Origin of the sequence: Streptomyces sp. NPDC087300 (assembly GCF_044744425.1) — a bacterium.
GTDB lineage: Bacteria > Actinomycetota > Actinomycetes > Streptomycetales > Streptomycetaceae > Streptomyces.
In genome coordinates, this window is the sequence record NZ_JBIUYI010000002.1 from 351989 (window position 1) to 364357 (window position 12369).

The 12369-nt window shown below is 69.3% G+C and carries 10 protein-coding genes; 4 read left to right on the forward strand and 6 right to left on the reverse strand.

Features of this window, described 5'->3' with window-relative positions; translation table 11 throughout:
* Nucleotides 1-72: 72 nt before the first annotated feature.
* Both ACIO9J_RS07225 and ACIO9J_RS07230 read left to right on the forward strand, forming a co-directional pair.
* A complete protein-coding gene (locus ACIO9J_RS07225; protein ID WP_401993908.1) occupies nucleotides 73-819 on the forward strand; it encodes a lytic transglycosylase domain-containing protein in 747 nt (248 codons plus the stop codon).
* Nucleotides 820-955: 136 nt separating this feature from the next.
* A complete protein-coding gene (locus tag ACIO9J_RS07230; protein WP_401993910.1) occupies nucleotides 956-2344 on the forward strand; it encodes an AI-2E family transporter in 1389 nt (462 codons plus the stop codon).
* 95 nt (nucleotides 2345-2439) lie between these two features.
* Here the strand turns inward: ACIO9J_RS07230 and ACIO9J_RS07235 are convergent, their stop codons facing one another.
* Nucleotides 2440-2973 (reverse strand): alkyl hydroperoxide reductase, encoded by a 534-nt coding sequence (locus tag ACIO9J_RS07235; protein WP_401993913.1) that lies wholly within the window; start codon nucleotides 2971-2973, stop codon nucleotides 2440-2442.
* Nucleotides 2974-2988: 15 nt separating this feature from the next.
* Nucleotides 2989-3543, reverse strand: a complete 555-nt coding sequence (locus tag ACIO9J_RS07240) for a peroxiredoxin (RefSeq protein ID WP_098244520.1) — start codon at nucleotides 3541-3543, stop codon at nucleotides 2989-2991.
* A gap of 158 nt (nucleotides 3544-3701) precedes the next feature.
* On the opposite strand from ACIO9J_RS07240, the gene ACIO9J_RS07245 reads away from it, so the two are divergent.
* Nucleotides 3702-4655 (forward strand): LysR substrate-binding domain-containing protein, encoded by a 954-nt coding sequence (locus ACIO9J_RS07245; protein ID WP_401993916.1) that lies wholly within the window; start codon nucleotides 3702-3704, stop codon nucleotides 4653-4655.
* 35 nt (nucleotides 4656-4690) lie between these two features.
* Here the strand turns inward: ACIO9J_RS07245 and ACIO9J_RS07250 are convergent, their stop codons facing one another.
* The 3 genes from ACIO9J_RS07250 to ACIO9J_RS07260 are packed head-to-tail and all read right to left on the reverse strand — an operon-like array spanning nucleotide 4691 to nucleotide 8315.
* Nucleotides 4691-7108 (reverse strand): FtsX-like permease family protein, encoded by a 2418-nt coding sequence (locus ACIO9J_RS07250; RefSeq protein WP_401993919.1) that lies wholly within the window; start codon nucleotides 7106-7108, stop codon nucleotides 4691-4693.
* Nucleotides 7105-7791 carry an ABC transporter ATP-binding protein gene (locus ACIO9J_RS07255; protein WP_401993922.1) on the reverse strand — a complete coding sequence of 229 codons (687 nt, stop codon included), beginning with the start codon at nucleotides 7789-7791 and terminating at the stop codon, nucleotides 7105-7107. The genes ACIO9J_RS07250 and ACIO9J_RS07255 overlap by 4 nt, the downstream gene beginning before the upstream one ends.
* Nucleotides 7788-8315 carry a PadR family transcriptional regulator gene (locus ACIO9J_RS07260; protein ID WP_401993925.1) on the reverse strand — a complete coding sequence of 176 codons (528 nt, stop codon included), beginning with the start codon at nucleotides 8313-8315 and terminating at the stop codon, nucleotides 7788-7790. The genes ACIO9J_RS07255 and ACIO9J_RS07260 overlap by 4 nt, the downstream gene beginning before the upstream one ends.
* A gap of 238 nt (nucleotides 8316-8553) precedes the next feature.
* On the opposite strand from ACIO9J_RS07260, the gene ACIO9J_RS07265 reads away from it, so the two are divergent.
* Nucleotides 8554-10791 (forward strand): transglycosylase domain-containing protein, encoded by a 2238-nt coding sequence (locus ACIO9J_RS07265; protein ID WP_401993927.1) that lies wholly within the window; start codon nucleotides 8554-8556, stop codon nucleotides 10789-10791.
* Nucleotides 10792-10875: 84 nt separating this feature from the next.
* Here ACIO9J_RS07265 and ACIO9J_RS07270 read toward each other — a convergent pair whose 3' ends face one another.
* A complete protein-coding gene (locus ACIO9J_RS07270) occupies nucleotides 10876-12318 on the reverse strand; it encodes a catalase (protein WP_401993930.1) in 1443 nt (480 codons plus the stop codon).
* Between the last annotated feature and the right edge of the window lie 51 nt (nucleotides 12319-12369).

Genomic DNA, 12369 nt, shown 5'->3' on the forward strand with positions numbered 1-12369 from the left:
CCCGTGACCGATTTGCCAGCGGAGGCCAGCGCCAGGGGCACGATTGCGTCCGCGGGGTCACCTATGCGGGCGATGCTGGAAGGAAACCGTGTGAGCCGGATTTCGGTCCGGGGATTCGCCGTGGCATCCGCCACCGCGGTCACCACCGTCGGCGCTGTCGTGGGTGTGGCTTCGGGCGACACCCAGCCCTCGAACACGAACGATCTCGAGGCAGCGGCAAGCGACGCGACGCTCCTCGCAGACATACCCGCGGGCCAGCAGGCCCAGGTCCAGACCGCTTCTCTGACGCAGCAGGCCGACGCCCAGGCGATGGCCGCGGACACCGCTGCGAAGAAGACCGCCGCGGAGGAGGCCCGTAAGCAGGCCGCCGCATCGGCGATCGAGAAGCAGAAGGCCGCGGCGAAGGCGGAGAAGGAGGAGGCAGCCGCCAAGGCCGCCGCCAAGAAGGAGCGCGAGGAGAAGGCCGAGACCAAGGCCAGCCGTTCCTCCGGACGCGATGCTTCCAGCTTCGCTCCCCAGAGCTCTTACTCGGTCTCGCAGGTCCAGGCGATGGCACGGCAGATGGTCCCCGGGGACCAGTTCCAGTGCTTCAGCAACATCGTCAACCACGAGTCGACGTGGAACTACAAGGCCACCAACGCCTCTTCGGGCGCGTACGGCCTCGTTCAGGCACTGCCGGGTTCCAAGATGTCGTCGGCCGGCGCCGACTGGCAGACGAACCCCGCCACCCAGATCAAGTGGGGCCTGAACTACATGAACGACCGCTACGGCAGCCCGTGCGGTGCCTGGAGTTTCTGGCAGGCGAACAACTGGTACTAGGCCCCCGCAGGCCCGTACCGTGCTCAACCTTTCGAGGCCCCTCACCGTCCTTCGGTGAGGGGCCTCGCACGTGTACGGTCGGTCCGGACAGCTCCAGGGGGGAGTGGTGGGGAAAGACGGGGGAAGAGGACGGATCATGTCGCGAGTGCCAGGGTGGCTCGGACGGCTCGGTGCACGACTGAGCGAGATGAGCGAGCGGTTGAACGAGCAGCGCCGCGACAAGGACGTCGACGACGCCGACGACGTGGTGCGTGAGGGCCGCGACGACCCGGCCGGGGAGGCCGGGGCGCGCGAGGCCGTCCACGACCGCGCCGCCGACGGCCCGGACGGGCAGGGCGCCGAGCAGGAGCAGGAACACGTGCCCCCGCCGCCCGCCTACGCGCCGGCCATAGCGGCAAGGCCCGACCCCGTCGCGGCGGTGCCGTGGGGGATGCGGGTCGCGGCCGAGGCCGGCTGGCGGCTGCTCGTCCTCGCGGGCACGCTCTGGGTGCTCATGAAGGTCATCAGCGCCGTGCAGTTGGTGGTGCTCGCCTTCGTGGCCGCCCTGCTGATCACCGCGATGCTCCAGCCCACGGTGGCCCGGCTCAAGCGGCTCGGTCTGCCGCGCGGTCTGGCGACGGCCGTGACGGCCATCCTCGGCTTCGTCATCATGGGCCTGGTCGGCTGGTTCGTGGTCTGGCAGGTCATGGACAACGTGGACGAACTGTCGCGCCAGGTCCAGGACGGCATCGAGGATCTGCGCAAGTGGCTGCTCAACAGCCCCTTCCACGTGACCGAGGACCAGATCAACAACATCGCCAAGAGCCTGCGCGACGCGGTCGGCGCCAACACCGAGGAGCTGACCTCCGCGGGCCTCGAAGGCGTCACGGTCATCGTCGAGGCGATGACGGGCATCCTGCTCGCGATGTTCTCGACGCTCTTCCTGCTCTACGACGGCAAGCGCATCTGGCAGTGGACGCTGAAGCTGGTGCCCGCGCAGGCGCGGCCGGGTGTCGAGGGCGCGGGCCCGCGGGCCTGGCGCACGCTCACCGCGTACGTGCGCGGCACGGTGATAGTGGCTCTGATCGACGCGATCTTCATCGGCCTCGGCATCTACTTCCTCGGGGTGCCGATGGCGGTGCCGCTCGCCGTCTTCATCTTCCTGTTCGCGTTCATCCCGCTGGTCGGCGCCGTCGTGTCCGGCGCGCTCGCGGTGGTCGTCGCACTGGTCACGCAGGGCGTGTTCACCGCGGTGATGGCGCTGGCCGTGGTCCTCGCCGTACAGCAGATCGAGGGCCACATCCTGCAGCCGTTCATCCTGGGCCGCGCGGTGCGGGTGCATCCGCTCGCGGTCGTGCTCTCCGTGGCGGCGGGCGGCCTGGTGGCCGGGATCGGCGGCGCGGTGGTGGCGGTGCCGCTGGTGGCCGTGACGAACACGGTCGTGGGCTACTTGCGGGCGTACTCACGGGAGGCGGCGCTGAAGCAGTCGCCGCAGCCGCGGGGCGCGACGGCGACGGATGCCGCTCCCGTGGAGTCGCCGAAGTAGCGTCGGCGTACGCGAAACGCCGGACGGGCTGAAGGGATTCAGCCCGTCCGGCGTTTGAGGACGAACCCGGCGGAGCCGGTGATCGACAGGGCGGACTACTCCGCCAAGTGAGCCTCAGAGTCAAGCGTGACGCCGACCGCCTGGATGACCGAGGCGACCTTGAAGGCCTCCTGGATCGTCTCGCGGTCGACGCCGGCCTTGCGCAGCACCTGCTCGTGCGAGTCGAGGCACTGGCCGCAGCCGTTGATCGCGGAGACCGCGAGGGACCACAGCTCGAAGTCGACCTTCTCGACGCCCGGGTTGCCGATGACGTTCATCCGCAGACCGGCGCGCATCGTCCCGTACTCGGAGTCCGAGAGCAGGTGACGCGTGCGGTAGAAGACGTTGTTCATCGCCATGATGGCGGCGGCCGACTTGGCGGCCGTGTACGCCTCGGGGGAGAGGTTGGCCTTCGCCTCGGGCTCCAGCTCGCGCAGCACCTTCGGGGAGCGGGACGCGATCGCGCAGGCGAGCACGGTGCCCCAGAGCTGCTGCTTCGGCAGGTCGCTGTTGCCGATGACCGAGCCCAGGTTCAGGCGGAGGTCCTTGGCGTAGTCCGGTATGGCGGACTTCAGTTCGTCGAGTGCCATGTCAGAAGGCTCCGTTCACTCGCCCGAGAGGAGCGCGACCGGGTCGAGGGTCTCGTCGCCCTTGGACCAGTTGCAGGGGCAGAGCTCGTCCGTCTGGAGCGCGTCCAGGACCCGGAGGACCTCCTTCGGGTTACGGCCGACGGAGCCCGCGGTCACCATCGTGAACTGGATCTCGTTGTTCTGGTCGACGATGAAGACGGCGCGCTGCGCGAAGCCGTCCTCGCCCTCGATGCCGAGGTCACGCATGAGCTCGTGCTTCGAGTCGGCCAGCATCGGGAAGGGCAGGTCGGTGAGGTCCGGGTGGTCCTTGCGCCAGGCGTGGTGCACGAACTCGGAGTCACCGGAGAAGCCGAGGATCTGGGCGTCACGGTCGGCGAACTCGTCGTTCAGCTTGCCGAAGGCCGCGATCTCGGTCGGGCACACGAAGGTGAAGTCCTTGGGCCACGCGAAGACGATCTTCCACTTGCCCTCGTAGGTCTTGTGGTTGATCTGCTCGAACTCCGAGCCCTTCTCCAGCGAGACACAGGCAGTCAGGTCGAACTCGGGGAACTTGTCACCGACAGTGAGCACGCGCTCTCCTTGCAGCAAAGAAAATCCCTTTTGGGGAGTTTCCTGGGGGGTTGGACTGCTGTCGATGGTGGCACAGGGTGCATTGATTAGGGAAATAGCTAGAGTGGGTCATGTTGATCGGTTCCAGCTATCAGTCACCGTCGTATAGAGGAGTGCCCGTGGCCACCCCCAAGGCCGTCACCAAGAGAGGCGTGCGCCAGCCGAGCCTCGCCCAGCTGCGGGCCTTCGCCGCCGTCGCGGAACACCTGCACTTCAGGGACGCGGCCGCCGCGATGGGGATGAGCCAGCCCGCGCTCTCCGGCGCCGTCTCCGCCCTGGAGGAGGTCCTCGGGGTGACGCTCCTGGAGCGTACGACGCGCAAGGTGCTGCTCTCACCGGCGGGGGAGCGGCTCGCGGTGCGCGCCAAGGCGGTGCTCGACGAGGTCGGCGCGCTGATGGAGGAGGCCGACGCGGTCCGCGCGCCGTTCACCGGGGCGCTGCGGCTCGGTGTCATCCCGACCGTGGCGCCGTACCTGCTGCCCGCCGTGATCACGCTGGTCCACGAGAAGTACCCGGACCTCGACCTCCAGGTGCACGAGGAGCAGACCTCCTCGCTCCTGGAGGGGCTCACGGCGGGGCGGCTCGACCTGCTGCTGCTCGCCGTGCCGCTCGGGGTGCCCGGGGTGAGCGAACTCCCGCTGTTCGACGAGGACTTCGTGCTCGTCACGCCCCTGGACCACTGGCTCGGCGGCCGCGAGGGCATTCCGCGCGAGGCGCTCAAGGAGCTGAACCTGCTGCTCCTCGACGAGGGGCACTGCCTGCGCGACCAGGCGCTCGACATCTGCCGCGAGGCGGGCCGCGCGGACGCGCCCGTCACCACGACCGCGGCCGGGCTCTCCACGCTGGTCCAGCTGGTGGCGGGCGGGCTCGGTGTGACGCTCCTGCCGCGCACCGCCGTACGCGTCGAGACCAGCCGCAGCAATCAGCTCCTGACCGGGTACTTCGCCGATCCCGCGCCGACCCGGCGGATCGCGCTCGCGATGCGTACGGGGGCCGCGCGGGCCGCCGAGTACGAGGAGTTGGCGCTCGCCCTCAAGACGGCGGTACGGCCGCTGCCGGTGCGGGTGGTGTGAACCCGCACCGGCAACGTGCCTGAGGACGCGCGGAGTTACTCCGTGCGCAGGCCGTCCGGGCGCATCATCCTGCGCAGGGGCGGCAGGCTCAGGAGGGTCACCGCCACGACCATCGCCGCGCCCGCGCCCGTCAGCGGCACGAACGACCACCAGTCGGTGACGCCGTGGTCGATCATGCGGGTCATCACCACGCCCAGGCCGAGCCCGCCGCCGATCGCGAGGGCGAGGCCCAGGGCGACGGGGAGCGCCGTCTGCCACAGCAGCGACCACGCCATCGACGAGCGGCGCGTACCGAAGGCGGTGAGGACCGCGAGCAGCCGCTTGCGCTCCCGCAGTTGCTCGATCATCGACACCAGCATGGACGCCGCGATCAGGGCCATCGTGGCGCTCGCGCCGATCTGCAGACCGCGCGCGATCGAGGCGTACTGCTTGTCGCGGTCGACCGCCTGGAGCGAGTCCACGCCGATGAAGGGACCGAGCCGCGCCGCCGTGTTGCGCACGTACTCCTCGGCGTCGGGCACCTTCGGGTCGATCTTGACCCAGGAGGTCGTCGACGCGTCGTCCAGCTTCTTGATGTCGACGGCCGAGGGCGTGGCGAAGATGCCGTCGATCTTCGTGCCGGACGGGTTGGGCCTGGCGTCGACGGTGGTCGTGCCCTTCGGCAGCGTCCACAGGACCGGCTTGGCGTTCTTGTCGAAGTCGGGGTCGGGGCCGACGTTGACCGGCTTGCCGGGGCGCGCCGTCTGGTCCACCCAGCCGTTCTGCTCCTTGCTCCCGGTGTGCGCGACGAACGTGTCGCCGTCCTTGCAGGAGCCGATGTGCGCCAGCTCGCGCAGGGTCGCGCAGCTGCCGATGGTCAGCTGCGTGGTCGGCGTCATGTCGTTGACCTTCTTGCCGCCGGGCCGGGTGACGAACGCCTGCACGGTCCCGACGACCTTGGTGACGCCCTCGGTCGCGGTGAAGTCGTCGATCATCCGCTGGGCGAGCGGGCCGCTGGCGGTCCCGCTGCGGACCGTGAGCTCGGCGCGCGTGGTGTCCTGCCCGGTGACCTTGTTGAAGTCGTCGTGCATGGAGGCGAACATCATCTGGAGCGCCACCGCGCCGGCCACCGCGACGGTGATCCCGCTGACCGCACGGGATGCCGTGCCGGTGGTCAACTGGAGCCTGCGGACGGCGAGCTGCCAGGGCACGGGACCGCCGCGCAGGCGTCCCACGACGGCCTCGACGAGCCAGGGCAGGAGCGCGCTGAGCCCGATCAGGGAGAGCGCCGAACCCACCGCGATCGCCGTCACGTTGACCGCGTCGTTCCCCATGGAGCGGTCGATGCGGCCGGAGTAGAGCAGGGTGCCGATGCCGACGACCGGCAGGAGCACCCGCCACCACAGGCGGCGCTTGCGCTGCTTGGCGCCCCGGAACACGCCGAGCGGTTCGATGGCGACCGAGCGCAGCGAGACCAGCGTCACCAGGACCGCCGACACCGGCACGGCCATCGCGACCAGCGCCACCAGGGCGGCCGACGGCACCATGTCGGACGGGTAGGCGCTGACGTTCGTCAGGTCGACCACGCCCACCAGCTGACGGAGCAGCAGGAAGAGCACGGCGCCCACGGCGAGGCCGAGGACCGCGCCGAACAGCGCCTCACCGGCCGCGATCCTGCGCACCGCGCGGGCGTCGGCGCCGACCAGGCGCAGGGCCGCGAGCCGCCGGTCGCGCCGGTCGCCGCCGAACCGCACGGCCGTACCGATGAAGATCGCCACGGGGGTGAGGAGGACGACGCAGATCAGGACGACGAGTGCCATCAGGAACGGGTCGAGGGGCAGTGAGTCGTCCTGCCCGAACTGCTCGACGCGGTAGTTGTTGCCGGTCGCGGTGATCTTGTCGCTGCCCGCGTAGTAGAAGAGCTCCACCGGTGAGAGGAGGCCCGCCTCGCCGATGGTGCCGGTCACCCGGACGTCGGGGAAGCGCTCCTTCAGCAGCTTGTTCGCCGGGTCGTCGAGCAGATCGCGCATCGCGGGCGAGACGACCATCTCGCCGGGCCCGGGGATCTTGTCGAGTCCCGGCGGCAGCGCCGGGCTCTTGCCGTCGGCGCGCAGGAAGAGGCCGGTCAGGCTCTTCCCGTGGAAGGTGGTGCCGGTGTTGCGGATGACCACCGTCGAGTCGCTCGCCTTGAGCGGCTCGCCGTCGAAGGAGGAGTGCGGCGTGCGCGCGAACGACCGGTCGTCGCGGTTGTGCAGCAGGTTGGGCACCGACGCCGCGCCGAGCAGCAGCGCGACGCCGAGGCCGACGCCGACCGCGGTCAGGATCGTGCGGGTCCAGCCCTCGCGCCCGCCGCCCGCCGCGAACCTGATGCCCATGCCCAGGTCGCGCAGCCAGGCCGCGACGCCCTGGGGCGCGACGGCGGCGGGGGCGGGGCCGGTCGCGGCGGCCGGCGGGTGCACCTTGGTGGCACTCATGCGATCCGCTCCATGTCGCGGGACTTGCCGTCGCGCACGACGATCTCGCGGTCCGAGTACGCGGCCACCCGGGTCTCGTGCGTGACCAGGACGACGGCGGCGTTGGTGGAGCGGGCGGCGTCGGTGAGCATCTCCATGACGCGCTCGCCGTTCAGGGAGTCCAGGGCGCCGGTCGGCTCGTCGGCGAAGATCACCCGGGGGCTGGTGGCGAGGGCGCGGGCCACGGCGACGCGCTGGCCCTGGCCGCCGGAGACCTCGCCGGGCCGCTTGGCGCGCACCTCGCCGACGTCGAGGCGGTCCATCCAGGTCAGCGCGGTGGCCTCGGCCTGCTTGCGCTTGACGCCGTTCAGGCGCAGCGGCAGCGCGACGTTCTCCACACAGGTCAGCTCGGGGACCAGCTGGCCGAACTGGAAGACGAACCCGAACTCGCTGCGGCGCAGGGCGCTGAGCTCGGCGTCCGACATGCCGGTCAGCTCGCGGCCGCCGTAGGTGATGGAGCCCTTGTCGGGCCGGACGATGCCGGCCAGACAGTGCAGCAGCGTCGACTTGCCCGAACCGGAGGGGCCCATGACGGCGACGACCTCGCCGGGGTGGATGGAGAAGTCCGCGCCGTCGAGCGCGGTCGTCGGGCCGTACTCCTTGTGGAGTCCGTCGGCCGTCAGAAGGGAACCTGCGGGGGTCATGCGGAGCGCACCTCCTGGGCGAGCTTGCCGAGACGTGCGGCGGCCAGTTCCAGCCAGCGCAGATCGGCTTCGAGATGGAAGAGCGCGTGGTCGCAGATGAGCTGATCGGCGAGATCGCCCTTGCGCTTGCGGTCGGTGAGGATGCGCATCAGGCGCAAGTGTTCGGCGCGCTGCACGTCGAGCAGCTCGGCGGCGTCGCGGCCGGTGAGCAGGGCCAGGACGACCTTGGTGTAGAGGGTCGACTGGAGGTAGGGCTCCGGCTTCTCCGGGGTGCCCAGCCAGCGGTGGACGTCGGTGATGCCGGCCTCGGTGATCGCGTACCGCTTGCGCTCGGGGCCCTCGCCCGCCTCTATGCCGTCGACCTCGACGAGGCCGTTCTTCAGCAGCCGGGACATGGTCGAGTAGACCTGCCCGTAGTGCAGGGGCTTGTCGTGCCCGAAGCGTTCGTCGAAGGCGCGCTTGAGGTCGTAGCCGTGCCGGGGGCCCGACTCGAGGAGTCCCAGAAGGGTGTGGCCAATGGACATGCGGAGCACTCTACACGGTGTGTATACCTGCGATGTATATCCACCGTTTAGAGCTCACAGGTTCGATATCTGGGCAACCATCTGGGCCTTGGGATCGTCGGTTTCATAGGGGCAGGTGCTCATTGTCACGTCCGGAAAAGACCGGATCGGCAGGAGTTTGCCCCGAGGTGCGGTGTTAGCTTCATGAGCTGACTCGACGTACGCATGAGGACTAGACGGAAGCGGAGCACTCTCAGTCATGGGCCGAGCCGAAGAACGACAAGCGCGGCAGCGCGGTGCCCGCCGGGCAGCGCGCGGGCGCACGTCCGGCGGCAAGCGCACCGGCATACGCCGCTTCTTCACCTGGAAGAAGCTCCTCGGGACGTTCTTCGGGTTCATCCTGCTCGGCATGCTCGGTTTCGTGATCCTGTACCTCGTGGTGGACATACCCGAGGGCAATGCCGCCGCGAAGAAGCAGAGCAACGTCTACCGGTACAGCAACGGCAAGGTCATCGCGCGCACCGGCGACGTGAACCGCGAGATCGTCGACCTGGACAAGGTCCCCGAGGCCGTCCAGAAGACCTTCGTCGCCGCCGAGAACAAGTCCTTCTACAAGGACGAGGGCATCGACTTCAAGGGCACCGCCCGCGGCGTCCTCAACACGGTGACCGGCAAGGGCAAGCAGGGCGGCTCGACGATCACCCAGCAGTACGTCAAGAACTACTACCTCAGCCAGGACCAGACCGTCAGCCGCAAGCTGAAGGAGCTCGTCGTCTCGCTGAAGGTGGACCGCGAGAAGAGCAAGGACGACATCCTCGCGGGCTACATCAACACCAGCTACTACGGCCGCGGCGCCTATGGCATCCAGGCCGCCGCCCAGGCCTACTACGGCATCGACGCCAAGAAGCTGGACGTGAACCAGGGCGCCTACCTCGCCGCGCTGCTCCAGGCCCCCAGCCAGTACGACTGGGCGGTCGCGTCGCCGACCGGCAAGAAGCTCGTCAAGCAGCGCTGGAACTACGTCCTCGACAACATGGTCGAGGAGGGCTGGCTGGACTCCGGGAAGCGGGCCGGGCTGAAGTTCCCCACGCCCGAGCCGCCCAAGGCGCCGCCGGGACGCGAGGGCCAGATCGGCTATCTGGTCGAGGAGGCCAAGCGCGAGGTGCTGCGCGACAGCGGCCTCAGCGAGGCCGAGTTCGAGGCCGGCGGCTACACGGTCACGCTGAACATCGACCCGAAGAAGCAGAAGCAGCTGGAGAAGGCCGTCGACGCCAAGCTGAACGACAAGCTCGACCGCAAGAAGAACAAGGCGGACGCCCGGGTCCAGGCGGGCGCCGCGTCCGTCGACCCCAAGACGGGCAAGGTCCTCGCCATGTACGGCGGCGAGGACTACGTGAAGCACTACACGAACAACGCGACCCGCCGCGACTACCAGTCGGCCTCCACCTTCAAGCCGCTGATCCTCGCCGCGGCCCTGGAGAACGGCGCACGGACGCAGGACGGCAAGCCGATCACGGCGAGCACCGTCTACGACGGCACCAGCAAGCGCCCGGTCAAGGGCAGCGACGTCGCCTTCGCCCCGCCGAACGAGGACGACGTCAGCTACGGCCCCGTCACCGTCCAGAAGGCGATGAACAAGTCCGTGAACTCCGTCTTCGCGCAGATGGGCGTGGACGTGGGGATGTCCGAGGTCATGGACATGGCGGGCAAGCTCGGCATGAACGTCAAGGGCCTGCCCGCGGTGCCCGCCCAGACCCTCGGCTCCATGGGCGCGAGCCCCCTGGAGATGGCGGGCGTCTACGCCACGCTCGACAACCACGGCAAGAAGGTCACCCCGGCCCTGGTCGCCTCCGTCGAGCACAAGGACCGCACGGTCGACCTGCCGAATCCGATCGGCGAAGAGGTCATCAAGCGCGGCACCGCCGACTCGATCACCTCGGTCCTTACCGGCGTGGTCGACGACGGTACGGGCCGCGCGGTGCGCAACGACTCGCAGGACATCGCGGGCAAGACCGGTACCTCCGACGACAACAAGTCGGCCTGGTTCACCGGCTACACGCCCAAGCTGGTCACCTCGGTGGGCCTGTTCGGAGAGGGCGAGAAGGGCAACCAGGTGTCCATGCGGGGCGCGGGCGGCTTCAAGCGCATCAACGGCTCCGGCTTCCCCTCCGAGATCTGGGCCGCGTACACGTTCGACGCGATGGGCGCGCCGAGCGAGTTCGACCTGGACACGAGCATGGGCGCGGCCGTCGCGCCGCCCGCGGAGCCGACGACCGAGGAGCCCAAGGACCCGACGGGCGAGCCGACGAAGCCGGACGACGATCCGACGACGAAGCCGACGACCAAGCCGACGCCGACGACCGATCCGACCCCCACGACGGATCCGACGCCGACCACGCCGACTCCGACGATCACCCAGCCCACCGGTGATCCGGACCCGTCGAGTTCCGTCGGGATCCCGGAGGATCCGGACGACTCGCTGTCGGGCAGGGACTGACGTCCGGGACCGCACGGCGGCACGGCGACGAAGGCGCCCCGAACCGGATGGTTCGGGGCGCCTTCCGCGTGCCGCGGGGGTCCGTCAGCCGTCGCTGACCTTCGCCGCGACCCGGTCGCCGAGGTCCTTGTCGACGTTGCGCCAGTACTGCAGGGCGCGCTCCAGCACCGGCTTGGAGACGCCGTCGAGCAGATGGCCGCTGATGTTGCCCACCAGACGCTCCCGCTCGGCGTCGTCGAGGACCTGCCTGACCTGGGTGCCCGCCTGGCCGAAGTCGTCGTCCTCGGCGTGCGGGGCGTAGGCCTCGCGGACCATCTCGCCCACCACCTGCCAGCCCGCGGGGTCCACGGACTGCTGGACGGCCGCCGCGGGGCCGCCGTAGGAGTTGGGGGCGTAGGGCCGCGCCACGTTCGCCGGCTCGTAGCGCATCGGGCCGTCCTTCGCGTACGAGGAGATCGGCGAACGCGCGTGGTTGGGCGGCAGCTGCGCGTAGTTGGGGCCGATCCGGTAGCGGTGCGTGTCCGGATAGGAGAAGAGCCGGCCGAGCAGCATCTTGTCCGGGGACGGGCCGATGCCGGGCACCATGTTGGAGGGCTCGAACGCCGCCTGCTCGATGTGGACGAAGAAATCCTCGGGGTTCTTGTTCAGGGTCATCCGGCCGACGTCGATCAGCGGGTAGTCGCCGTGCGGCCACACCTTCGTCAGGTCGAACGGATTGAAGCGGTAGTCCGCCGCGTCCTCGAACGGCATGATCTGGACCTTCAGCGTCCAGCTCGGGTGCTCGCCGCGCCCGATCGCGTCGTACAGGTCGCGGCGGTGCGCGTCGCCGTCGGTGCCCGCGAGCGTGTCGGCCTCGTCCTGGGTGAGGTACTCGATGCCCTGATCCGTCTTGAAGTGGTACTTCACCCAGAACTTCTCGCCGCCGCCGTTGATCCACATATAGGTGTGCGAGCTGTACCCGTTCATGTGGCGGTACGTCTTCGGGATGCCGCGGTCGCCCATCAGCCACGTCACCATGTGCGCGGACTCGGGCGAGAGGGTCCAGAAGTCCCACTGCATGTCGTGGTCGCGCACCGCGCTGCCCAGGGTGCGCTTCTGGGAGCGGATGAAGTCCTGGAACTTGATCGGGTCGCGGACGAAGAAGACCGGTGTGTTGTTGCCGACCATGTCGTAATTGCCGTGCTCGGTGTAGAACTTCAGCGCGAAGCCGCGGGGGTCGCGCCAGGTGTCGGGGGAGCCCTGCTCACCCGCCACGGTCGAGAAGCGCGCCAGCATCTCGGTGCGCCGGCCCACCTGGAAGAGGTCGGCCTTGGTGAACTGGCTGACGTCGTTGGTGACTTCGAAGGTCCCGTAGGCGCCGGAACCCTTGGCGTGCACCACGCGCTCGGGGACCCGCTCCCGGTTGAACTGGGCCATTTTCTCGATGAGGTAATGGTCGTGGAGCAGGATCGGGCCCGTCGAGCCGACGGTGAGCGAGTGTTCGTCGCTCTCGACCGGGATCCCGGCGTTGTTGGTCGTGTACGTCATGAGCGTCCTCCCATCGGACGGAGCTCGGGCAACACACGCCAGTGAACTCTT